The organism is Cronbergia sp. UHCC 0137 (genome assembly GCF_034932285.1).
GTDB lineage: Bacteria > Cyanobacteriota > Cyanobacteriia > Cyanobacteriales > Nostocaceae > Cronbergia.
The window spans coordinates 1-24695 of sequence record NZ_JAYGHC010000068.1; the positions used below are offsets into that span (position 1 = coordinate 1).

A 24695-nucleotide genomic window follows, 5' to 3' on the forward strand; every position below is an offset into this window, starting at 1 on the left:
CATCCCACCCAAACCAACCCACAAGCTGCCCCTACTGTACCCTATCGACGTGATCGGATATAATGAATAATAGAAATACTATCAACAAGTCTTGATTATGCAGATTAGCGAAGAAATCACAATCAAAGTTAGTCCCAAAGTTGCTCAAGCCTATCAAAAAGCAACAGAACATAAAAAGCAATCTCTGGCAACACTGGTTAGTGTATTTTTAAGAGAGGATATAAATGAGGAAGTTGATTTTCTGGGTAAATTGATGAATGAAATTAGTGATAAAGCAGTTTCTAGAGGCTTGACACCAGAAATTTTGGAGACAATTCTGAATGAAGAATCACCCTAACTATGTATTAGATACCAATATTTTTGTTAGTGCTTTGTTATTTAAAAATTGTCTAACGAAGTACAAAATTATCTGCGTTTATCTGCGTCCATCTGTGTTTAATTATTAAGTAGCCAATACACCCCTTGCTTTATCTAAATTAATATTTTTAAAACCAACCTACTTAACCAGCCATTTCATGCTAGATTAATATATCTTAGACTTGGGAAACTCCGGTTAAATTCCGGGACTGTGCCGCAGCTGTAAAGCAATTTTAAATTGAGTAAGTCAGAACGCCAAATCTAAAGAATGTGTCCCAGTTCTATCTCTGCGTCGCACAGAGAAGGAGTTTTTGCTTTGCTATCTGCCTTTACCACCTGTCCAGGTTTATTTTATCCCACACCAGCCCAAGATGGTATACTCTCTCGTTTGAGAATACCAGGGGGCATCCTCAATAGTCAACAATGCCAATTCATCGCATCCATAGCTGATAATTATGGTGGTGGTTATGTTGATGTTACCAATCGTGCTAATATTCAAATTAGAGAAATTAAACAAGAGATTAATTTAGAAGTTCTCCAGGGTTTACAGGCTTTGGGTTTAGGTGCTGCTGATCCCAATATAGACCACATCCGTAATATTATGACCAGTCCTACTGCGGGTATCGATCCCCAGGAACTCATAGATACTCGTCCGTTGGTGAAAGATTGGGACAATTATATCACGACTCATCCCCATTTTTCAGGATTATCAGCCAAATTTAGCGTTTGCTTTGATGGTGGGGGGAATATTTCCTTGAGCGATCGCCCTAATGATATCACCTTTGTCGCTCATTTAATCAATGGTTCTATTTACTTTCTCCTTTATCTGAGTTTTGGGGAAAAAGGAGAACCACCAAGAAATACAGGAATTTTCTGTAAACCAGATGAATGTATTTCTTTTTTAGCAGCTTTAGCAGAGGTTTATTTACAATATATCAATCAAGTAAGTTCTCGTAAACCACGGTTACGTCAGATAATTACTCAAATCGGTTTAGAGTCATATCTTCAACAAGTTCAACAGCATTTTAATTTTTCATTCTTCGTTAAACACGATATTCCCCAAAAGACAAAACACGATAATTTATATCATCTTGGTATTTATCCTCAAAGTCAACCTGGCTTATTTTATATTGGTGTCGTGCTACCCCTGGGACGGTTAGAAAGTTGGCAAATCAGAGGTTTAGCTAATTTAGTAACAAAGTATGGTGATAGTAATATTAGACTTACACCTTGGCAAAATTTACTAATTACTAATATTCCTCAAAAACACGTTCCAGAAGTTAAAAAAGAAATTACTGCTTTAGGATTAACTATCAAAACCAATAACATCAAAAGTGCATTAGTAGCTTGTTCTGGTAAACAAGGTTGTGCGGCTTCCGCAACTGATACAAAAAGTCATGCCTTAGCACTAGCAGAATATCTAGAAAAGCGCATGATTTTAGATTATCCAATTAGTATTCATTTTACTGGTTGTGTCAAATCCTGTGCAAAACATGATCCTAGTGATATTACTCTAGTTGGTGTGAGTTTAGAAAATGAAAATCATCAATTAATAGAATCATATCATGTTTATATTGGTGAAGATCATTCACAAAAATTTGGTTTTCAACTTTATCAATACGTCACCTTTCCCCAATTACTAAAATTAATTGAGAACATCTTAAAAACCTATCAAATTAAACGCTTATCTCCCAAAGAATCTTTTAAAGAATTTGCTAATCGTTATCTTTCCGGTTTTAAAGAAATCTCTTTTGGTGATTCTCCAGCAGCGTAAACATCCCAGATGAATTTACCTGGTGGAATTGCTAAATTAATTACTCTCTGCGTCTCTGCGCCTCTGCGTGAAATAAAATCATACTTTCACTCAGCAACACCAAAAGTTCTAGTAATTCCCACCTTAAAATTACTCATTGAACACATTAGCAAAAAATTCCAGCGTCTCCTTCAAAGCTTTGATGAAAACATCTATTTCTTCACGGGTGTTGTAAAAAGATAAACTTACCCGTGCGGTTGCGGCTAAACCTAAATGACGGTGTAATGGTTGAGTGCAGTGGTGTCCAGAACGTATCGCCACACCTTCTTGATCTAATAATGTAGATAAGTCGTTAGCGTGGACACCTGTGGCTGTAAATGCTGCTAATGCGGCTCTACCTTCCCCTTGAGCATTAGGTTTGGGTCCGTAGATTCTAATTTGGGGTATTTGCTCTAATTGCTCGAATAAATAGGCTGTTAATTCGGCTTCATAAGCATGGATTTTATCCATACCTATACTACTAAGATAATCTATAGCTGCACCAAGAGCGATCGCTTCTCCAATTGCAGGTGTTCCGGCTTCAAATTTATGGGGTAATTCTGCATAAGTAGAATGGTCTAAATATACCTCAGCAATCATTTCACCACCACCAAAAAATGGCGGCATAGATTCTAGTAAATCTAGCTTACCATACAAAAAACCAATCCCCGTTGGTGCTAACATTTTATGTCCAGAAGCTACCAACCAATCACAATCTATTTGCTGAACATCAACGGGTGTATGGGGGACACTTTGACAAGCATCCATTAAAAATTTAGCACCGTATTTGTGAGTAATTTCGGCAATTTCCGCCACGGGATTAATACAACCCAAGGTATTAGAAATATGCACAACTGAAACCAATTTTGTTTTTTCAGAAATCAGTTGTTTAAACTGTTCTAAATCAAAAGTTTCTTCTGGTGTTAATTCAACAAATTTTAAGACTGCACCTGTTTTTTGGGCTACAAATTGCCAAGGAACTATGTTACTGTGGTGTTCCATCACCGAGAGAATAATTTCATCTCCTGGCTGTAAATTGTTCATTCCCCAACTGTAAGCGACTAAGTTAATAGCCTCACTAGCGTTACGGGTGTAAACAATTTCTTGACGCGATTTCGCATTAATAAATTTAGCGATTTTGTCTCGCGCACCTTCATAAGCATCAGTAGCTTTAGCACTCAAAGCATGAGCGCCACGGTGGACGTTTGCGTTATATTGTTCGTAATAATTACGCAAGGTATTTAATACGAATAAAGGCTTTTGAGAAGTAGCTGCATTATCAAGATAAACTAAGGGTTTTCCGTGAACTTCTTGATGTAAAATTGGGAAGTCAGCACGGATTTTATCTGCTAGGGTTTTGGTAGAAGTAAAGGTCATTTTTTTAGAATTAAGTTCAGGAGTTTAGTATGATTTGAATTATAATTGACTTGATTTTTGTCAATATTTTAAAGCTCACGCAGAGGCGCAGAGACGCAGAGAGAGGGAGAACAAGTTGGTAAGTTTGATTTTGGCTATTGGGGAATAGCCAAGATATTTAATTACTCGTGAGATTGGTGACTGTATTTAACAGCTTGTCTCGCAAAGAAGGAACAGGTATTTGGTTAATAACTTCCGCAGCGAAAGCATTAACTAACAACTTACGCGCATCATTTTCATTGATACCCCGACTTTGGAGATAGAAGATTTCATCATCCTCTAATTGGCTAACAGTCGCACCGTGAGCGCATTTGACGTTATCAGCAGTTATTTCTAATTGCGGTTTAGTGTCGATTCTGGCTTTGGGGGATAAGAGCAAATTCCGGTTTAATTGAGCAGCATTGGTTAATTGCGCTGGTTTGGGGACAAAGACTTTACCGTTGAATATACCATGAGCGCGATCGCTAATAATACACTTGTGTAATTGATTACTCACGCCGTAGGGATGATTTAAAGACAGCGCACTGTGAGTATCCCCCAACTGATTCCCCCAAATCATCGTCAAACCATTGAGAGTAGTTTCAGTTTGCTCACCGGTTTGCAAAATCTCTAAATTGTGACGTGTTAACTTTCCACCAAGACTCAAAGCAGTGGAAAAATAACGACTATCACGAGCTTGGGTTACAGCAGTTTTTCCAATATGAAAAGCCTCTTCACCTTCCCTCATTACCCTAGTATGACTTACCTGAGCATTTTCATTTACCCAAACTTCTGTCACACAATTATTAAAGTAAACTCCCTCTTGTTTATCTCCTACAAATTCCTCAATTAAACTTACCTGGGAATTAGTTTCAGCTACTACTAAAACACGGGGTTGGTAAATACTCGCAAATTCACCCACAACCGAAACAAATAACAAATGAATTGGTGTTTCTACTACCACATTTTTACCAACCCATACCACCGCCAAGTCATGTAAACCAGCAGTATTCAGAGCCGTAAAGACCTCTTGCGATCCTTGAGATTGGGCTAAATACTCCCCCACACCAGAAGCGGGTAAAGCAGCAATATTACCTACTACTACCCCATTAGGTAAATCAGAAAGATTCGATAAATTAGGAGCATACACACCATTGACAAATACCAAACGGTGAGAAACTTCCGGTAAAATTAAATCTTTCTGTAGAGATGTTCCATGTAATGTCCCTACACAATTAAATTTTACCTGTTTTAAAGCTGATAAATCAGTAAAACGCCATTCTTCATCACGGGTAGAGGGAAGAGTTGTATTACTAACCAAATTAGCAGCACCTTGGCGTAATTCTTCTAGCCAACCTTCACTTTTAATTGCAGTTACTTTATCTAACAAATCACCCAAATAAGCATCTTGATGTAGAAGTAAAGACCTTTCAAGATTAATAGGAATAGACATTACACACCCACTCCTAAAGCATCTTCCAGAATCCAATCATAACCGCGAGATTCTAACTCCAACGCCAAATCCTTACCACCACACATCAAAATTTTACCCCGTGCCATCACATGAACATAATCGGGGATAATATAATCAAGTAAACGTTGATAATGAGTAATCATAATTGTCGCATTTTTAGGACTTGTCAATTGATTTACCCCATTCGCCACAATTCGCAGCGCGTCAATATCCAAACCCGAATCTGTCTCATCCAGAATAGCTAAAGTAGGTTCTAACAAAGCCATTTGGAGAATTTCATTCCGCTTCTTTTCACCACCCGAAAAACCTTCGTTCAAACTACGTTCCAGAAAAGCCGGATTCATCTTCACCACATCCAACTTTTGCTCAATCAAATCATCAAAATCAAAAGCATCAACTTCATCCAAACCTTGAGCCTTGCGACGGGAATTATAAGCCACACGCAAGAAATCCAAATTACTCACTCCAGGGATTTCCAAGGGATATTGAAAAGCTAAAAATACACCACTTCTAGCTCTTTCTTCCGGCTCCATTTCCAAAAGATTTTGTCCTTGAAAAATCACCTCACCACCAGTCACCGTGTAAGCTGGATGTCCAGCTAACACCTTAGAAAAGGTACTTTTCCCCGAACCATTCGGACCCATTATCGCGTGAACTTCCCCGTAACGAACCTCCAAATCCATACCCTGTAAAATTGGAGTTCCATCAACCTCAGCCGTCAGTCCACGTACCGACAGCAAAACCTCACTATTTTCAATAATCATACTTTCTTCTCTTCCTTTATTTCTCTCTGCGACTCTGCGCCTCTGCGTGAGCCTTTTATCCAACACTACCTTCCAACTTCAGACTCAACAACTTATCAGCTTCCACAGCAAACTCCATAGGTAGCTGATTAAAGACATCCTTACAGAAACCGCTAATCATCATTGAAATAGCATCTTCCGAAGAAATACCGCGTTGAGCAAAGAAAAACAATTGATCTTCACCAATCTTAGAAGTAGAAGCTTCATGTTCCACCTTTCCAGTATTATTCTGCACTTGAATATAAGGAAAAGTATTAGCATGAGCATTATCCCCAATTAACATCGAGTCACATTGAGAATAATTTCTTGCTCCCTTAGCAGTGGGATTAACCTTCACCAAACCCCGGTAACTATTACTAGAATTACCAGCAGAAATTCCCTTAGAAATAATTGTACTGCGAGTATTTTTTCCGACGTGAATCATCTTCGTTCCGGTATCAGCTTGCTGTTTATGATTTGTCAGCGCCACCGAATAAAATTCACCCACGGAATTATCGCCAACCAAAACGCAACTAGGATACTTCCAAGTAATAGCTGAACCTGTTTCTACTTGAGTCCAGGAAATCTTAGAATTTACGCCTTGACACAAACCGCGCTTGGTGACAAAGTTGTAAATTCCACCTTTACCGTTAGCGTCACCAGCGTACCAGTTTTGAACAGTTGAATATTTAATTTCAGCATTATCTAAAGCTACCAATTCGACAACAGCCGCGTGTAACTGGTTGCTATCATACATTGGTGCTGTGCATCCTTCTAAATAGGAAACATAACTACCTTCTTCAGCGACAATTAAAGTTCTTTCAAATTGTCCTGTATCACCGGAGTTAATGCGAAAATAAGTGGATAATTCCATTGGACATTTCACCCCTTTGGGAATGTACACAAAAGAACCATCACTGAAAACCGCAGCGTTCAAAGCCGCAAAATAATTATCAGCTACAGGAACAACACTTCCCAAATATTTTTTAATCAGTTCTGGGTGTTCTTGTAGTGCTTCAGAAATAGAACAGAAGATCACACCATCTTCCGCGAGTTTTTCTTTAAATGTAGTAGCGACAGAAACACTATCGAAAATTGCATCTACAGCCACATTCGCCAGTCGCTTTTGTTCAGAAAGGGAAATCCCCAATTTCTCGAAAGTTTCCAACAAAGTCGGATCAACTTCATCTAAACTATTCAATTTAGCTTTTTTTTGCTTCGGAGCGGAATAATAAATGATATCCTGATAATTGATCGGTGGATAGGTGACACTTGGCCAAGTTGGTTCCGTCATCTTTAACCACTGGCGATAAGCCCTCAGACGAAATTCCAGCATAAATTCCGGTTCGTTCTTCTTGGCAGATATCAAGCGGACAACATCCTCGTTTAGTCCACGGGGAATGGTATCGGCTTCGATGTCAGTGACAAAGCCGTACTTGTAGGGTTGGTTGACTAAGGTTTTAACTGTGGCGCTCATCGGTAGTGTCTCTTGTTGTCGGAAGTGGCTTCTCTTTAAAGGATGGGAGACGGGCTATGTCTAGCCGATTCCCGGTTCAGTTGGAATGGATTTCAAGATTAAAACAACGACCTTGTTGTTTAACTTATTTTTATTGTACAATAGATTAACAACAACAATGTTGTTTAAGTCAAATTTTTAGAAATTTTTTTTGGACGAACGCGAACAGCGTGTCGTAGAGAAGATGACGACTATCCACCAGTCCTCAACCAAGCAAGATATCCTAGAGTATCTTTTGAAACAGTCACAAGCAACAGCTTTTGAGTTAGCAGAAATTTTAGAAGTTAGTCCCCAAGCGATTCGTCGCCATTTAAAGGATTTGGAGACGGAGGAGTTAGTTTTATATTCGGTAGCGGAACAGCCCGGTATGGGAAGACCTCAGCACGTTTATCAATTGAGTCGCAGGGGAAAGGAACGCTTACGACACAGTGAAGGATATGGTGATTTTGCCGTTTCTTTGCTGGATACCTTAGCCCAAACTGTGGGACATGACCAGTTTAAATCAATTTTACAGAAACAATGGCAACGCAAAGCGCAAGAATATAGAGAAAGTGTGGGTAAGGGTTCGTTGCAGGAGCGTGTTGCTAATTTGGTAGAATTGAGAAAAGCTGAAGGGTTTATGGCGGAGTTTCACCCTGTTGATTCAGGTTCTACTTCGGTGGAAGGCTTTATTTATATAGAGCATAACTGCGCGATTTCCAATGTGGCTGAATCTTTCCCCAGTGTTTGCGGTCACGAGTTAGAAATGTTTGCGGCGGTTTTACCCGATTGTACTGTGGAGCGTACCCATTGGTTGATTAATGGTGAACATCGTTGTGGGTATTTGGTTCAAAGGAATTAAGTGGAGGTTAATGGTGTGCTTGTATAAATTGCTCAGAAATTAACTTCTGAGCTAATTAAGTAAGTTAAAATGTACTCTAGTTAACTCAATAAAATGTTACTTTACAAAACTATTAAAAATATATAAACTAAATAAAAAGTTTTATTATTTTCAGGTATATATTTTGCATCCACAACAGATTAAGGAAAAACTAAAATCATTAATTGAGGAATCATCAACGATAGATCGTAGTTTAGCAATTAAGTTAAACCAGATTAATAACTGGATTAAAGATGCGAAACCTGGTACGCTAATGTCTAAACGTTTTGTTATTTTGTTTTTACAACAATTTATTCGAGATGCAGAACTTAGGCTTGATATAAAACGTTTAACTTCTGAAAAAGAAAGACAGGATTTTTATGAATCAATGACACCTCCCGAAAGATACTGGTATGGTGAATTGTTTCCTAAATGGTTGAGTGACAATGATCCAAAATTTTATATTTGGAGAAAAAAATTAAGGTCTGGTGAGTTCAATCAGGAGGACGAAAAGTTAATTAATTTGATTGCTAATGTCATTAATCTGAATGGTGGTCACGCCTTACAACGCTATATCCTAGACTTATCTATGGCAAGTGATATAATGGTTAGTAGTATTCAAGAACAACCTCTTTGTATTCAACTGACCAGCCAATCTCAAGAATTTACACAAACAAAATCTGATGCTTGGGAAAATACTCTAATTTCTTGGGGAATAGAGAGAGGACTATTTTTAAGTTTTAATCCTGGTAAAAGTAATTTTATTAATCAGATAGTTAGTTTAGCATTAGATAATAGTGATAATCTGAAGAGTGGTATTTATAAAAAAATAAATTTATAGTGTTTGGTGAGTTTGATTATGTATAGCAAAAATTCTCACAGAGGTAATTATGATTAACCAAGAAATTACTGAACGTCAAAAAAGACTAGAACAGTTTTTACAGCATTTAGAAGCAGCCCGTCAATTAGAAGATGATATCAGAAAATATGGCTTAGAAGCGGCTGATTTATATTTTGAAGATATAGATGGTGATTGGCTGGAAACTTGGGGAGATGATGACGATGAACCCGGTTATATTGAGAAAATTACTACTTTTTTAGAAAGTGATGATGTGGTTGCGGTGAAGGTAAGAAAACGTTTACAGGATAAATCTCATGATGAAATTATTGGTGGTTTAGAATATTGTTTGAGTCAATTAACGGAGAAGGATCGAATTTTTGCAGCTAAGGATTTTTTAGTTGGTGATGTTGTGGTTTCTGGAAGTAGTCGCGCTTCTAGTAATAGTTCTATTGATGAGGTTGAGTTGTTGGAATTAGCAGAAGATTTGATGGAGAAGTTGACGGAGATTTTGGGGTAATGATTATATTTGACCAAATAAAAATATACTGAATTAGGTAATATAAAATTAATCATGATAAAAGAACCTATAGATTTTTTGTTGGAAGTGTTAGTAACAACTTCGCAAAGTTTTGGTGATAAAAATATTGTTTATCCTTTACTGACAGCTAATGTGGACAAACTAGATTTGAATTTTCCTGACTTATTACGCCGTTTCGCTAAAAATTATTTTGGTAAAGAACCTTTGAGTAAATCACAACCCGTAGCAGCAGCTATCGGTGATTTTGGTACAATAGTTGGACAGTTTACTCAAGGAAATATATCTAATAATTTAGAAATTGCTATTGCTTGTTTTGAGGTTATTGAAGTTATCTTTACCCGTAAATCTTTTCCAAGAGAGTGGGCTACATCTAAACTTAATTTAGGTAATGCTTATGCAGCTAAAATATCTGGTGATCCTTCGGAGAATTTGGAAAATGCAAGATTAGCTTATGAGAATGCTTTAAAAATTTACTCTGTTCAAGAGTTTCCTATAGAGTGGGCAGAAACTCAAACCAATTTAGTAGTTTTATATTCTAAAATGAGTAGAGTTACAAAAAAAAGAACAGATTTTTATAAAAAATTAGAAACATTAAATTCAAATTGTAAAAATGCTGTAACTATTTTTAAGCAAAATAATTTATTGGAGAAATGGGCAATTTTAAAAGATGCTATGGCATCTGCTTACTGTGATATTCCAAATGAGCATGGTGAAAGGAATTGGGAATTAGCAATTAATATTTATCATGAAATATTAGAAGTCATTGATCAAAAAACTCTTCCTGAACAATGGGCAAATACTCAGATGAATTTGGGTATTGCATATTATAAAATATTTCTAGGATGTAAAGAAGACAATTTAAAATTAGCAGTCAAAGCATTTGAAGATTCTTTAAATTTTTATACTCTTAAAAATTACCCATTTAAATATGCCATACTTCAAAATAACTTGGGAAATGTTTTCCGTGATCAAGGTTTAGTAGAAAGAGCAATAAATTGTTATAGATTAGCATTAGAAATTCATACACCTAAAGTTTATCCTATTGACGCAAAAATGCCTGCTCGTAACCTTGGAAATACTGCTTTTAAATCAAAACTATGGACAGAAGCAATAGAAGGTTATAGTATTGCCGTTGAAGCAGTAGAAACAAGCCGTAGTTGGATAAAATCAGAATCGCGTCGTCAAGAGATTTTAGCAGACTCAATAGACATTTACCAAAACATTGTACAAGCATACATAAATACCCAACAAATAGATAAAGCCTTTGAATATTCTGAACGCTCCCGTTCTCAACTTCTGGTAGAATTAATGGCGAGTTCTCATCTTTCTCTAAGTGAAAATATACCGCCAAAAGTCCAAGAATTATTACAAAAATACGAAGAATTACAACAACAAATTAATGCAGAACGCCAAAATTATAAATCAGAAAATAACCGTAGTGAAACCCGCGCTATTTGGCAAACATACAATGAAAAAATCGCATCATTAGAAACTGCAAAACAAGAAATTTGGGAACAACTCAGAAAAGAAGATCCCATTTTAGCTGGTGAAATTCAAGTTAAACCTCTGAGTTTATCAGACATTCAGCAATTAATTGATAATCCTAAAACCGCTATTCTCAGTTTCTACACTACTAACTATGACACCCATATTTTTATCATTACCCAAAATTCAATTTATCTGCATACCTGTATGGGTGAAGGTTTAGAAACACTACAAAAATGGATTGCACAAAATTGGTTATCAAACTATATCCATAATTCTCAAAAATGGGAAAATGACATGGAACATTTTCTTCATGAACTAGCAGAGAGATTACAATTATCAAAAATCATTTATCAATATCTTCAAGACATAGAAGAATTAATTATAGAACCTCATTTATTATTACATCAAATACCTTTTGCTGCTTTACCTACGGGAGAAGATAAAAAATATTTAGTAGATAGATTTTTAATTCGTTATACTCCCAGTTGTCAAATTTTAGATTTTTGTCATCAAAACCAAAGCAAGAAACGCATAAATTTAGATATTCAATATTTACAATATGGAACTGTAGAAGATGCAACAGATGATCTACATTGTGCTAGATGGGAAGGTGAACAAATTGCTAAAATGTATAATATTCCATCAGAAAAAAGATTGATAGGTAGTAGTCAAGCTACGGTTCAAAATTACCGAAAATTAGCTGAACAGGTGCAAATTCTCCACAGTTGTCACCATGCTGAATCTTGTTTATATAATCCTTTAGAATCTCAGTTAAAATTAGGTGATGGTAGTATTACTTTAGGTCAATTAATGTCTCCTGGGTGGCGTTTACATCATCTTGTGGATGTTTTTCTTTCTTGTTGCGAAACTAATTTAGACAATCCAGACATAACAGATAATTTATTGACACTTTCTACAGGGTTTTTATGTGCTGGTGCGATAAGTGTAATTAGTTCTTTATGGAAGGTTGATGATTTAGCAACTGCGCTATTTTCTATCTTTTACTATCAACGAAGACAAGAAGGTGAAAATCGTCCAAAAGCACTAAAACAAGCACAAATTAAATTACGGGAATTAGGAAAAGCAGGTTTGGAAGAAATATCCCAAGCAGCAGAAAATCAGCGTAAACAAGCTAGGAATCAGAAAGAACAATATCCACAAGATTCAAAAGAATATTTAGAGTGCGATTTCCAACATAAACAATCCCTAAAAATACTAGATACAATTCATCACATCCAAAAATCAAACGCAGAATTTCCCTTTGCACATCCCCGCTATTGGTCAGCTTTTATCACTCAGGGGTTACAATAATATGATTTAATAATATCAAATTAAAAACTATCATTATTTACTAACAATAAAACTAAAAATTTGAGCATCTTTAACTACTTACGATTAAACTAACTTTGCCCACCTGGTAAATGTATTAAAACTTCCGCGATCGCTTTCGACAAACTGTTACTTTAATCTTCATAAGTCAAAGTTAAAAATTGACAAACTTTTGTTATAAAGTCCCTTTAATCAACCATTTACTTTAATTGAAATTGATGATAGTGATATAATAGAATAATTAAAACTGCGAGGTGAATTTTTATGGTAATTCTAGCACTTACTCACAGCAATACTCACACTAATAGCGTCATCCTTCATCATATTTCCTGGAATACTTTTGAAAGAATTTTATTAGAGACAGGTAGCGATCGCCATAACAGGTTTACTTATAATCAGGGAATATTAGAAATTATGACCCCATTAATGCCCCATGAACATAATAACCGTTTGTTACAAAATCTAATTATTGTTTTAGTTGAAGAGTTAAATCTCAATGTCAAAAGCACTGGTTCATTAACTTGTAAAAGAGAAGATTTAGCTAGAGGTGTAGAACCTGATTCTAGTTTCTATATTCAAAATGAACCTATCATGAGAAATAAAACAAGTTTAAATTTAACTCAAGATCCTCCACCTGATTTAGTAATAGAAGTTGATTATGCTAGTTCTTCTATTGATAAATTACCGATTTATTTAGCTTTAGGCGTTCCTGAAGTTTGGCGTTATAATGAACCTGTTATGCAAATTTATAGTTTATTTGAAGATAAATATATTCCTGGCAATGGTTCACCAACCTTTGCGAATTTACCTTTAAATACAGAAATTCCTCGGTTTTTAGCTTCTAGTTTACAAGTGGGTGAGGTGGCAATGATTAAGAATTTTCGGAGTTGGTTAAAAACACAAACTTCGTGATTAAATTAAGAAGTCGGGAATATTTAACTACTTGCGATTAAACCTATTTTCCCCACCTGATAAATGTATTAAAACTTCCGGTGAAATTTTCGTAGAATGATATAATAGAATAACTAAAAATGCGAGGTGAATTTCTATGGTAATTCTAGCACCTACTCACACTAATAGCGTCATCCTCCATCATATTTCCTGGAATACTTTTGAAAGAATTTTATTAGAAACAGGTGGCGATCGCCATCACAGATTTGCTTATAATCAGGGAATATTAGAAATTATGACTCCATTAATGCCCCATGAACATAATAAACGATTGTTAGAAAAAATAATTGATACTTTAGTTGAAGAGTTAAATCTCAATGTCAAAAGCACTGGTTCATTAACTTGTAAAAGAGAAGATTTAGCTAGAGGTGTAGAACCTGATTCTAGTTTCTATATTCAAAATGAACCTATCATGAGACCTGATTTAGTAATAGAAGTTGATTATGCTAGTTCTTCTATTGATAAATTACCGATTTATTTAGCTTTAGGTGTTCCTGAAGTTTGGCGTTATAATGAACCTGTTATGCAAATTTATAGTTTATCTGAGGATAAATATATTCCTTGCAATGGTTCACCAACCTTTGCGAATTTACCTTTAAATACAGAAGTTCCTCGGTTTTTAGCTTCTAGTTTACAAGTGGGTGAGGTGTCAATGATTAAGAATTTTCGGAGTTGGTTAAAAACACAAACTTCCTGATTAACTTAAGAAATCGGGTATCTGGTTATTATAGCAGTAATAATTAAACGCAGATGGACGCAGATAAACGCAGATAATTTTGTACTTCATTAGACTGGGAAATGCTATAATATGATTTAATAGTAAAAAGGTAACTTCTCACTTAAACATAACTTTGAATCTTATGGATATCGCACCTAATCAATCATCAACTCAATTTTTGACCCTAGACGAATCTGCACAAGTAGATGCGGCTTTGTTATCTTCTCCTGAAAAGTTTTTAACTAGGTTGACTATTTCTTCTTTGAGAATTTTACAACATATTGCTCAAGAGTATGATGTTTCGATTGAAAGTTTAACTACTAAACAAATAATTGCTTGGTTTGAAAAGGATGCAAAAGCTAGACGAGAAGAGGGTGTGGAAGTCGCTTATTTGAAGTGGTAAGCATTTCTGGATTTAACTGTAACAATAATTAAATGGTGTAGCGTGGCATAAGTCGTAATCGTTAACGTCTTTAGTATCCACTATTAATTAACTGGAAAATACATGATGAATATGAATATTCAAGTTAAAGCAGAAACTCAGGAATTGATACAGGCTTATATTGCTACTGGCCACTATACTAATGCTGATGAGGTAATAACTAAAGCACTTAAATTATTATCGGAGTGGGAGAAGGGCTATCAAGAATGGGAACAAGAAACAACAAAAAAGCTGGCTGTAGGACTTGGCCAAGTTGAAAAAGGTGAATTGATTGATGGTGATGTTGTTATGGCAAGATTACATGAAAAAATTAGGCTGGCGCGTGAGAGTCAAAAATAATGGAATATGTTTTATCTTTAGAGGCAACTAAGGATTTAGAAGATATTTTAGATTATTTTCTCCAGCGTAATATTGATGCGGGAGAAAGGTTTGTCAAGGACTTTAATAATAAGTGTCGCAATATAGCAAAATTTCCTAACATCGGGCGTAGTTATGGAAATAAGGATTTTGTATTAAGGGGTGTTCCTATTGATGGATATATTATTTTTTATCAGGTCTTTGAAAATAGTATTGTCATTGTGCGGGTGGTTAGTGGTTATCGGGATTTAGAATCTTTGTTTTTAAAATTAGATCAATAGGACTTGTTGATAGCGTAGCGAAGCCATAAAAGTCTTTTAGTTAGGGCTAGGAGTCAGGAGGAAAAATTAGAAGAAGGGAAATCCATCTGCGTGGGACTAAAACTTTTATACGATATCATCACTGAGTGCAGCGATCGCTATCCCGGCTAAATACGCGGTTGTCCAAGCACTTTGGAAGTTAAACCCACCGGTCACTCCATCAATATCCAAAACTTCGCCAGCAAAGTACAAACCAGGTACTAACTTACTTTCCATTGTTTTGAAGTTGACGAATGGAAGTTTTACACCGCCACAAGTGACAAATTCTTCTTTAAAAACTCCCTTACCGCTAATTAAATAGATACCTTGGGTGATTTCCTGTACTAGCTTATTTAATGTCTTATTAGATATTTCCGCCCAACGATCCTCTGTGGTTATATCAGCACGACTGATTAAATATTGCCACAAACGATGAGGTAAATCAACACCACGATGGAGAGCGATCGCTTTTTTTGGCCATTCCTGTTTTACCGTTAATAAATTTTCCCGTACCTCTGTTTGGGACAAATCTGGCAACCAATTGATCAATAATTGGGCTTGATAACGGTTTTGATTTAGTATTCTTGCACCCCAAGCCGAAAGTTTGAGGACAGCAGGTCCACTTATTCCCCAATGAGTGATTAATAGAGGTCCAGTTTGTTGTAATGGGGTTTTATTACCAAGTGAAAGACGTAAATTTACAGGATTAACGCTAATTCCTGCTAAAGATCGCAGTTGAGGATCGCCAATATTAAAGGTAAATAAAGATGGAACTGGGGCTTCAATTTGATGTCCTAATTCCTTGGCTAATTTATAACCAATTAAACTGTTACCTGTAGCGAGAAGAAGGCGATCGCTATTTTTTGTTTCTCCCGATTTGAGGATAATTTCAAATCCCTTTTCTTTGCATTTCACCCCAACCACCGGTGTACCAATCAGCAATTCTACCCCAGCTTTAGCGGCAGTTTTTATTAAACATTCAACAATGGTTTCCGAACTATTGGTAACAGGAAAAATCCTTCCATCGGCTTCCGTTTTGAGATGTACACCTTGGGAAGCAAACCAATCTACCGTATCTTGGGGCTGAAAACGGGAAAACGCACCCCGCAAAGCCTTTCCACCCCTGGGATAATTTTGGACTAAAACCTCTGGATCAAAGCAAGCGTGAGTGACATTACAGCGTCCCCCACCGGAAATTAACACCTTAGCTAAAGGTTGACGGCTGGCTTCAATCAAGGTAACGTGGGCTTGGGGATTGGCTTGAGCGCAAGCGATCGCCCCAAAAAATCCTGCCGCACCACCACCAATAACTATAACTTCTAGCGATCGCAATTTTATCAATATCTCAATAGTATTTACTAGGGTATACTAACCTAAATTTACCCGATTCTGCTGGGCAAGATGGAAACTCAAATGTCATGCACACCGACACGATATTTTACCAAATATTTCTCACTTTTCATACATTATTATTTGAACTACTTGGTCAACCAACAGAAAACGCCAATGGTTATCATTTTACCTCAGTAGAAGTAAAAGCAAAATCCTTTCGGTTTGATGGTATCTTCATGCCAGATACCTTAGATAAGCCAATCTATTTTGTAGAAGTCCAGTTCCAAAACAAAGCTGATTTTTACTGGGAATTGTGCAGTGAAATTAATATCTATTTGAATCAATATAAACCAATTCAAGACTGGCGAGCCGTTGCTCTGTTTCCCAAACGTAGCTTTGATGTGGAAACATTAACTCCTTATCAACAAGAATTAATTACCAGTGGTCGGATCATTAGAATTTATTTAGATGAACTACCTCCAGGATCAATTGGTATGGGACTAATTGAGTTAATTATCAGTAAAGAGTCACAAGCACCAGAATTAGTTAAAAACTTGATGGAACGCACCAGAAAGGAGATAGTTGATTCAGGAGTAAGACAGGGTATTATAGATTTATTAGAAACCGTTTTGGTGTCGAAATTTTCTAAGTTGAGCCGTCAGGAGATTGAAGCTATGTTTTTATTGAGTGACATCAAGCAAACACGTGTATATCAAGAAGGTAGACAAGAGGGTAGGCAAGAAGGTAGACAAGAAGGTAGACAAGAGGGTAGGCAAGAAGGTAGACAAGAAGGTAGACAAGAAGGAGAAGCAATCTTACTGATGCGACTATTATCTAAGAGATTTGGGAAATTGAGCGATCGCTATATTGAAAATATCAATAATTTGACAATTCCACAACTAGAAGACTTGGGAGAAGCGCTATTAGATTTTGTAAATATTACAGACTTAGATCACTGGTTGACATCAAATAAAAATCAATAATTAGGGGGAAACTACCCCATCTGCCATAATCCTAGATCATGCACACCGACACGATATTTTACCAAATATTTCTCACTTTTCATACATTATTATTTGAACTACTTGGTCAACCAACAGAAAACGCTGATGGTTATCAGTTTACCTCAGTAGAAGTAAAAGCAAAATCCTTTCGGTTTGATGACCTTAGATAAGCCAATCTATTTTGTAGAAGTCCAGTTCCAAAACAAAGCTGATTTTTACTGGGAATTGTGCAGTGAAATTAATATCTATTTGAATCAATATAAACCAATTCAAGACTGGCGAGCCGTTGCTCTGTTTCCCAAACGTAGCTTTGATGTGGAAACATTAACTCCTTATCAACAAGAATTAATTACCAGTGGTCGGATCATTAGAATTTATTTAGATGAACTACCTCCAGGATCAATTGGTATGGGATTAATTGAGTTAATTATCAGTAAAGAGTCACAAGCACCAGAATTAGTTAAAAACTTGATGGAACGCACCAGAAAGGAGATAGTTGATTCAGGAGTGAGACAGGGTATTATAGATTTATTAGAAACCGTTTTGGTGTCGAAATTTTCTAAGTTGAGCCGTCAGGAGATTGAAGCTATGTTTTTATTGAGTGATATCAAGCAAACACGTGTGTATCAAGAAGGTAGGCAAGAGGGTAGACAAGAAGGAGAAACAATTTTACTCATGCGACTATTATCTAAGAGATTTGGGAAATTGAGCGATCGCTATATTGAAAATATCAATAATTTGACAATTCCACAACTAGAAGACTTGGGAGAAGCGCTATTAGATTTCGTAAATATTACAGACTTAGATCACTGGTTGACATCAAATACAGAGAAATAATTAAATTAAAAGTATCTTGTACAAATTGTTAATTTTCACCAGTTGGTGTTGGCTTTATTTCTAATGTTGGGACTTCCACAGCCGAAGAATTTCGGGGATTTAATTCTGTTGTTGTGGGTATTGTTGGCACTACGACACTATTTTTGGGTTTTGGAATTGGGACAGAATCGGAATTATTATTAGAATCCTGGACAGCATTACTCTTAAATGCTCGTCGGAGTTTTTCGGCTTTTTCTTCTGGTGATAGAGAAGGGGAAACAGTGGGTTCGCTTGAGGTTGGTTCGGGATTGGGAGTTTGTGATTTTCCAGAGTTATTTGCAGCCGATTCTGGAGGAGAAACATCATTATTAGTAGGAGTTTCGGTTGAGGAATCATAGCGATCGCGCTGAAGTCGTTCTGAGGTAGAAGAGGGGTTATATCTTCGGGGTGAGGAGGTTTCACTTTCCAGTTCTGGCGTACTTTTAGTTACTGGTTTTGGAGTAAATTCATAAGTAGGTTTTTCAAACAGTAACTTTGGTGTTGATTGAGTTTTAGTTTCAGACAGCAGAGGGAATAACAACCTCGTAACATTAAAACCGCCAATCACAGCAACGAAAGCTATACCAAAACCGATTAATATCTTCAATAATAATATATTTTTTCCTTGACTATTCACCTCTTCCTTCAATGGTGGTACAGTCTTTTGTTTTCGTAAAGATTCTAATCCCAAAGTAGAGACATCAATAGTGGGGACTACATGAGTAGAAGTAGATTGGGGTGTCATATTTACCCCACCACCAGGAAGAAGTAATAACCACTCAGCCACGGAAGCCGGACGGAATTGAGGTTCAACAGCCATTCCGCGCATTACAGCCTGATTTACAGCCGCGCTAATGTGTGGTTGAAGTTCACGGGGGGAGGGCATTAATTCTCGATTTTTGCGGAGAGCTTCACTATCGCGCAATAATGCTGGCATGGGAACTTGTCCTGTTAACAGTGCATATAAAGTTGCGGCCAAACCATAAATATCTGTTGCAGGAGTACGTGGTGCTTGAGTTAAATACTGTTCAATTGGGGCATAACCTTCACTAACTAAACCCGTATGAGTTTGTTCAACACCACCATTAAATTCTCTAGCGATGCCAAAATCAATCAGCACAACTTCTTGAGTACCTTGACGGAGAATGATATTATCAGGTTTAATATCTCGATGTAGCAAACCATTTTTGTGGATTACCTGTAAAGCAGCGCCAATTTGCCGGATATAATGGATAGCGATCGCTTCTTTGAGTGCAATACCAGGCAAGACAAAAGCCTCACCCAAAGTTTGCCCAGGAATATATTCCATTACCATATAAGGCAAACCATCTTCCACAAAAAAGTCGCTAACTCTAACAATATTAGGATGAACACAAGCAGCTAATCTTTTAGCCTCATCTTGGAATTGGCGTTCAAACTTAGGAAAATCAGGATGTTGACGTAAACGTTCATTAATAGTTTTCATCACTACCTCTTGACCCAGATAGTGATGTATAGCCCTAAAAGTTATACCAAACCCACCCTGTCCTATTTCTTGGATGAGGGTATATTTCCCACTCTGTAAAATTGTGCCTGTTGACATAGGGAGTTTTGAGTTCAAGCCCTTTTGATCATACATTAGACTAACAAAAATTCCGTCAATCGTTCCTAAAAGTTTAAACTAAATAGATAGACTCACAAATTTTGTATCACCTTTTTCATTCTTCCTTTACCTCCGGGACGCTACCGCGAATGCGTTCTTAGCGTCTTTACCTCCGGTACACTCCGTGAATGCAGTTCAATAAATTATGCCTAACATATCCCAAACCAGCCCATTAAAACTACTCGTATTAAGCAACGGACACGGAGAAGATATAATTGCCGTGCGGATATTACAAGAACTAAAAAAACAAACTAATCCACCCGATATATTTGCCTTACCCTTAGTAGGAGAAGGAAATGCTTACAAAAAACTAGATATTCCCTGTATTGGCGCAGTTCAAACCATGCCTTCTGGGGGCTTTATTTATATGGATAGCCGCCAATTAATAGGAGATGTGCGTGGAGGATTATTGCAACTTACATGGAAGCAAATTCAAGCTGTACGCCGTTGGGTAAAAACACAAAAAAAATTAGGAAATCCCACTGGTGTTTTAGCTGTAGGCGATATTGTTCCCCTATTATTTGCTTATTTGAGTAATGCTAATTATGCTTTTGTCGGCACAGCAAAATCAGAATATTATGTACAAGATGGCATGGGTTTATTAACCAGAAAATCCAAATCTGCAAAATGGGAAAATTTTTCTGGTTCGGTTTACCATCCTTGGGAAAGATGGTTGATGAGTCGTCGCCGTTGTCGGGCAGTATTTCCTAGAGATTCACTGACAACAGAAATATTAAAAAAGTGGCCGATTCCCGCATTTGATTTAGGTAATCCGATGATGGATGGCTTAGAACCAACCTTTACTACCCAACAATTTTATAGTTTAGAAACTGCCCAAGAAGAAATAGTTCGTCCTCTAATTATTACCATGCTGCCCGGTTCTCGCGCGCCTGAAGCTTATAATAATTGGGAAATTATGATGATTGCCTTATCTGCATTAATGGCTAGTTTCCAAGAACGAAATTCTGTTTTATCGACTGGGGGAAAAATAGTGTTTTTAGGGGCGATCGCACCTAGTTTAGACCTTAACATTTTCACCCGCACCTTACAAATCCAAGGTTGGCGACCTTGTAGCGATTCTCCCTTGAAAATTTCTGATTCTCAAGGCTTGACATTTCAACAAAAAAATGGTTACTTGATCTTGAGTCAACAAGCCTATAACGATTGCTTGCATTTAGCAGATTTAGCGATCGCCATGGCAGGTACAGCCACCGAACAATTTGTAGGTTTAGGCAAACCAGCGATCGCCATTCCCGGCAAAGGTCCCCAATATAACCCAGCCTTTGCCGAAGCCCAAAGTCGTCTTCTAGGCGCGTCCCTCATTTTAGTAGACCAACCAGCAAAAGTTCCCCAAGTCGTCCAATCATTACTCAAAAATCCCGACTTTTTGCAAATAATCGCCGAAAATGGTCTTCAACGTCTGGGAAGACCCGGTGCAGCCCAACGGATAGCGGAAACCTTACTGCAAAAATTGGGTTAAAAAATTGGAAGATTTGACTTTTACCCCACCAACCCCGAACGCAACGCACGAACGGCAGCTTGGGTACGGTCATCCGCGCAAAGTTTATTCAAAATATTGCGAACATGAGTTTTCACCGTCCCCACCGTGATGTAGAGTTTTTCCGCAATTTGTCCATTACTGCATCCAGCCACAATCAACTCCAAAATTTCTAATTCTCGTTGAGTGAGGGGATAAGTTTCTAAAACTTGCTCGTACTCTGTCGCTAGGGCTTCAATTTTTACAGTTTTTGGCTTATCAGATATTTGATTATCTCCTGGAAAACCTTGGCGCATCTTCCGTAAAACCACGTTAGCGATCGCTGGATCAATCCAAGAATTACCACCATGAGTTGCTTGAATAGCCTCAGTTAATTTACTGATACTTGTTTCCTTCATATAATAAGAATCAGCACCAGCCGCAAAAGCCGCCAACACCGCATCTTCTGTGTGATCCATCGTCAGGATTAGAATTTTTGTATTTAATTGCCCTGTTTCTGCTTGATATCGCTTAAATTTGCGGGTCAGTTCAATACCATCCATATCTGGTAAGCCAATATCCACCACAGCCACATCTGGCTTATGATTTTCCAACATTTTTAGTCCTTGGGTAGCATTGGCCGCTTCACCAATCACTTTTAATCCCCCATGTGCCTGTAAAGCAGCCTTTAACCCCATCCGAGTTAAATCATGATCTTCAATCAAGAGAATACTGATGTCATTCATTGTTATACTAGCTTATTTTTAACTTAATACTTTTTGTAAGTGTTGGATCTAAATTTCCCCAACTCGATCATATACGCTATATTGACAATTTTACATCTACCGATAGAAATAATAAACATCGTAGTTTCCGTGTTAAGCATAGACAAAAATATAGCTAAAGATATATGGCTATTTTTTCCAAAATACATCAAATTATTGAGGCAATAATCAATCTTTTTACTACCTCTCATGACTTAGCATTTTCCTAATTACAACTTGTCTATTGTCTTAAACTCTAAGATGATCAGACAAACCTGCGTATTCTTTTTAACCCTCAAAGTCTCTGGCTCACCAAATCTTAGTTAAGAATTTTTCATACTGATAAATTGACCACTCACAACCAAGAACTTAAAACAGTTGAAACGAGTAAAACTGCCCAAGCTTATGGTACACAATGTTTGTATGCAACTCTCACTAATGACTGAGGACGGTCAATCACCTGCTAATTTACAATTGTTGATGAGACAGTTAAGGTATTCTATTTGACTTGTTTGAGCTTATGCGTGTTTTAGTAAAGTATCCTTTTGATTAATACAATTAACCATCGGCTATAATACTACTTTCGCTAATTTTCAGGTTCTATACAATTAAAAGCCAACAAAAAAATAGCTTATTCACCCCTGCAAAATTAGAAAAAACCGATTAATATACCATGATTGGAGGATGACAAATTAGATGTGATGAATGTAGAGTTAGTATTGTCAAAACTACTTGACTTATTCAATGTTAAGAGTCCCAAAGACAAAGTTAAGTTTTTAGATAACCAAAAACAAATTGTGAAAACTGTAGTTGAATGGTTTTGAAAACTAAAATGCTGGATATCAACCTGTATTTAACAGCGAAAATAAAAACCGATGGAAGAGACGCTGAAGATTTTGGTTGTGGATAATGATGAAACAGATCGCATGACAGTCCGTGTAACCCTTAATCAAGCAGGTATTCCCATGATACTGCATGAAGTAAGCGACGGTAACAAGGCACTCTGTGTCATGAAAAAACATAACTATGACTGTGTTTTTTTAGACTATCACTTACCAGACCAAGATGGATTAACTTTAATTCACAAACTACGCTCTTTAGAAATTAAAATTCCTTTAGTCGTCTTGACCGCTCAAGGGGATGAAAAAATCGCTGTGGAGTTGATGAAAGCAGGTGCTACAGATTATCTTCCTAAATCTAAGTTAACCTCAGAAGGATTAGCGAGAATATTACGAAATTCAATTCGGGTATATCGTGCAGAAATGCAGGTAGCTATAGTTAATCAACAGTTAAGAGAAACTAACGAACAGTTAATTCGTAAAAACCAAGAATTAGAGAAACAAAGAGAACACATTCAGCTACAAAATTTGAAATTATTGGAAGCTGCACGAATAAAATCACAGTTTTTAGCTACCATATCTCACGAATTGCGGACTCCGATGAATGCCATAATTGGCTTTTCTCAAATATTATTACGTCCTAAATTCGGTGAACTTACAAATCAGCAAAAGGACATGATAGAACGGATTCTTAATAATGGCAAGAATTTACTCTTGCTACTAAACGAAGTATTGGATTTTGCCAAAATAGAAGCTAAACGATTAGAGCTAAAACCAGAAGTATTTGATGTATCGAAAGTTGTTCATAGCGCAGTAGCAGAAATGCGTTCTTTAGCAGAAATCAAAAAGTTGTCTTTGCTAGTAAATATAGATTTGCAAAATAATAAAATCTTCAATGACCCGGTGCGAGTACGTCAGATTTTAAATAATTTACTTTCTAATGCCGTAAAATTTACAGAATCTGGAGAAATTTGGGTAGAGGTAAAAGAAATATCTACTAATCTTGTCATAATCATAGTTCGGGATACAGGAATTGGTATTTCTCCCAGGGATTATAAACATATTTTTGAAGCATTTCGGCAAGTAGATCAAGGCATTACACGTAAATATTCAGGAACGGGTTTGGGTTTAGCAATCATTGATTCCCTAGTCCGCATGATGGGAGGGAAAATTTTTATAGAAAGTCAATTGGGGGTAGGTTCAATGTTTAAAATCGAGTTGCCACGTAAAGTTACCTTAACAAGTGCTATGATGGATACTCCTGGTATAAATTTAGATAATGATGGAATTTTTTATGCTAAAAATTCCTCCTATAACCCATCTGTGTCTAACAAAACATCCATGGGTTATCCAAATCTAAAACTATAGATTAATTCAATTCCACAAAAAAGTTGATCAATTATGTCTTTAATCAAAATTAGTAAACCTGATCGTATCCTCGCTGTTGATGATACTAGAGATAATTTAATTTTAGTGAAAACAATTTTAGAGAGCGAGGGGTATGAGATTGAGTTAGCAATGGAAGGTAAAACGGCTTTAGAAAAAGTGAACCAATCTCCACCGGATTTGATTCTGTTAGATGTAATGATGCCGGGAATAGATGGTTATGAAGTAACTCGTTGTATTCGTAATGATCCTAATTTG

Annotated in this window: 24 protein-coding genes and 1 riboswitch; of the genes, 17 read left to right on the forward strand and 7 right to left on the reverse strand. The window is 36.7% G+C overall.

All coding sequences use genetic code 11. The annotated features are described in order from the left end of the window. Window positions 1–97 precede the first annotated feature (97 nt). Both VB711_RS23405 and cobG read left to right on the forward strand, forming a co-directional pair. Entirely contained in the window at window positions 98–337 is a 240-nt protein-coding gene (locus VB711_RS23405; RefSeq protein WP_323288762.1) for a hypothetical protein, read from the forward strand. A 180-nt stretch (window positions 338–517) separates the two neighbouring features. After that, window positions 518–670: riboswitch (adenosylcobalamin (AdoCbl) riboswitch) on the forward strand. Then, entirely contained in the window at window positions 626–2131 is a 1506-nt protein-coding gene (cobG, locus tag VB711_RS23410; RefSeq protein ID WP_323288763.1) for a precorrin-3B synthase, read from the forward strand. It overlaps the preceding riboswitch by 45 nt. Before the next feature lie 129 nt (window positions 2132–2260). Here cobG and VB711_RS23415 read toward each other — a convergent pair whose 3' ends face one another. The 4 genes from VB711_RS23415 to sufB all read right to left on the reverse strand — a co-directional run bounded on the left by VB711_RS23415 (window position 2261) and on the right by sufB (window position 7277). Next, window positions 2261–3526, reverse strand: a complete 1266-nt coding sequence (locus tag VB711_RS23415; protein WP_323288764.1) for a cysteine desulfurase — start codon at window positions 3524–3526, stop codon at window positions 2261–2263. Window positions 3527–3683: 157 nt separating this feature from the next. Beyond that, window positions 3684–4997 carry a Fe-S cluster assembly protein SufD gene (sufD, locus tag VB711_RS23420; RefSeq protein ID WP_323288765.1) on the reverse strand — a complete coding sequence of 438 codons (1314 nt, stop codon included), beginning with the start codon at window positions 4995–4997 and terminating at the stop codon, window positions 3684–3686. Next, window positions 4997–5782 (reverse strand): Fe-S cluster assembly ATPase SufC, encoded by a 786-nt coding sequence (gene sufC / locus VB711_RS23425; RefSeq protein ID WP_323288766.1) that lies wholly within the window; start codon window positions 5780–5782, stop codon window positions 4997–4999. The genes sufD and sufC overlap by 1 nt, the downstream gene beginning before the upstream one ends. 55 nt (window positions 5783–5837) lie before the next feature. Next, the gene (gene sufB / locus VB711_RS23430) at window positions 5838–7277 is read right to left on the reverse strand and encodes a Fe-S cluster assembly protein SufB (RefSeq protein ID WP_323288767.1); all 1440 of its coding nucleotides are present in this window, start codon (window positions 7275–7277) and stop codon (window positions 5838–5840) included. 223 nt (window positions 7278–7500) lie between these two features. On the opposite strand from sufB, the gene sufR reads away from it, so the two are divergent. From sufR to VB711_RS23475, 9 genes are all read left to right on the forward strand, one after another. Continuing rightward, the gene (gene sufR, locus VB711_RS23435) at window positions 7501–8157 is read left to right on the forward strand and encodes an iron-sulfur cluster biosynthesis transcriptional regulator SufR (protein ID WP_323288786.1); all 657 of its coding nucleotides are present in this window, start codon (window positions 7501–7503) and stop codon (window positions 8155–8157) included. 163 nt (window positions 8158–8320) lie between these two features. After that, entirely contained in the window at window positions 8321–9016 is a 696-nt protein-coding gene (locus tag VB711_RS23440) for a hypothetical protein (protein WP_323288768.1), read from the forward strand. A gap of 49 nt (window positions 9017–9065) precedes the next feature. After that, the gene (locus tag VB711_RS23445) at window positions 9066–9533 is read left to right on the forward strand and encodes a hypothetical protein (RefSeq protein WP_323288769.1); all 468 of its coding nucleotides are present in this window, start codon (window positions 9066–9068) and stop codon (window positions 9531–9533) included. Between the two features lie 54 nt (window positions 9534–9587). Further along, the gene (locus tag VB711_RS23450; RefSeq protein WP_323288770.1) at window positions 9588–12353 is read left to right on the forward strand and encodes a CHAT domain-containing tetratricopeptide repeat protein; all 2766 of its coding nucleotides are present in this window, start codon (window positions 9588–9590) and stop codon (window positions 12351–12353) included. A 282-nt stretch (window positions 12354–12635) separates the two neighbouring features. Further along, window positions 12636–13283, forward strand: a complete 648-nt coding sequence (locus VB711_RS23455; RefSeq protein ID WP_323288771.1) for a Uma2 family endonuclease — start codon at window positions 12636–12638, stop codon at window positions 13281–13283. A gap of 136 nt (window positions 13284–13419) precedes the next feature. Next, window positions 13420–14019 carry a Uma2 family endonuclease gene (locus VB711_RS23460; RefSeq protein ID WP_323288772.1) on the forward strand — a complete coding sequence of 200 codons (600 nt, stop codon included), beginning with the start codon at window positions 13420–13422 and terminating at the stop codon, window positions 14017–14019. A gap of 163 nt (window positions 14020–14182) precedes the next feature. Next, entirely contained in the window at window positions 14183–14443 is a 261-nt protein-coding gene (locus VB711_RS23465) for a hypothetical protein (protein WP_323288773.1), read from the forward strand. Window positions 14444–14554: 111 nt separating this feature from the next. Then, window positions 14555–14821, forward strand: a complete 267-nt coding sequence (locus VB711_RS23470) for a type II toxin-antitoxin system ParD family antitoxin (protein ID WP_323288774.1) — start codon at window positions 14555–14557, stop codon at window positions 14819–14821. Continuing rightward, the gene (locus tag VB711_RS23475) at window positions 14821–15120 is read left to right on the forward strand and encodes a type II toxin-antitoxin system RelE/ParE family toxin (protein WP_323288775.1); all 300 of its coding nucleotides are present in this window, start codon (window positions 14821–14823) and stop codon (window positions 15118–15120) included. Before VB711_RS23470 ends, VB711_RS23475 begins: the two co-directional genes overlap by 1 nt. Window positions 15121–15225: 105 nt before the next feature. Here the strand turns inward: VB711_RS23475 and VB711_RS23480 are convergent, their stop codons facing one another. Continuing rightward, the gene (locus tag VB711_RS23480; RefSeq protein ID WP_416233610.1) at window positions 15226–16476 is read right to left on the reverse strand and encodes an NAD(P)/FAD-dependent oxidoreductase; all 1251 of its coding nucleotides are present in this window, start codon (window positions 16474–16476) and stop codon (window positions 15226–15228) included. Between the two features lie 80 nt (window positions 16477–16556). Here VB711_RS23480 and VB711_RS23485 point away from each other — a divergent pair, with 80 nt between their 5' ends. From VB711_RS23485 to VB711_RS23495, 3 genes are read left to right on the forward strand one after another with little or no spacing between them, the layout of a single operon-like run. Then, window positions 16557–17453: an Rpn family recombination-promoting nuclease/putative transposase gene (locus VB711_RS23485; RefSeq protein WP_323288777.1), complete on the forward strand. Its 897-nt coding sequence runs from the start codon at window positions 16557–16559 to the stop codon at window positions 17451–17453. Window positions 17454–17491: 38 nt separating this feature from the next. Beyond that, window positions 17492–17644: a DUF2887 domain-containing protein gene (locus VB711_RS23490; protein WP_323288778.1), complete on the forward strand. Its 153-nt coding sequence runs from the start codon at window positions 17492–17494 to the stop codon at window positions 17642–17644. After that, on the forward strand, window positions 17631–18311 hold the full coding sequence (locus tag VB711_RS23495) for a DUF2887 domain-containing protein (RefSeq protein WP_323288779.1): 681 nt from the start codon (window positions 17631–17633) through the stop codon (window positions 18309–18311). Before VB711_RS23490 ends, VB711_RS23495 begins: the two co-directional genes overlap by 14 nt. Window positions 18312–18339: 28 nt before the next feature. Here VB711_RS23495 and VB711_RS23500 read toward each other — a convergent pair whose 3' ends face one another. Next, entirely contained in the window at window positions 18340–19911 is a 1572-nt protein-coding gene (locus VB711_RS23500) for a serine/threonine protein kinase (protein WP_323288780.1), read from the reverse strand. A 205-nt stretch (window positions 19912–20116) separates the two neighbouring features. Between VB711_RS23500 and VB711_RS23505 the strand changes: the two genes are divergently transcribed. Then, window positions 20117–21451 (forward strand): lipid-A-disaccharide synthase-related protein, encoded by a 1335-nt coding sequence (locus tag VB711_RS23505; RefSeq protein WP_323288781.1) that lies wholly within the window; start codon window positions 20117–20119, stop codon window positions 21449–21451. A gap of 20 nt (window positions 21452–21471) precedes the next feature. Here VB711_RS23505 and VB711_RS23510 read toward each other — a convergent pair whose 3' ends face one another. After that, window positions 21472–22194, reverse strand: coding sequence for a response regulator transcription factor (locus VB711_RS23510; protein WP_323288782.1), 723 nt, complete (start codon window positions 22192–22194; stop codon window positions 21472–21474). A gap of 893 nt (window positions 22195–23087) precedes the next feature. Here VB711_RS23510 and VB711_RS23515 point away from each other — a divergent pair. Continuing rightward, the gene (locus tag VB711_RS23515) at window positions 23088–24419 is read left to right on the forward strand and encodes a hybrid sensor histidine kinase/response regulator (protein WP_323288783.1); all 1332 of its coding nucleotides are present in this window, start codon (window positions 23088–23090) and stop codon (window positions 24417–24419) included. Between the two features lie 33 nt (window positions 24420–24452). Next, a partial coding sequence (locus tag VB711_RS23520; protein ID WP_323288785.1) for a response regulator occupies window positions 24453–24695 on the forward strand: 243 nt, incomplete at its 3' end.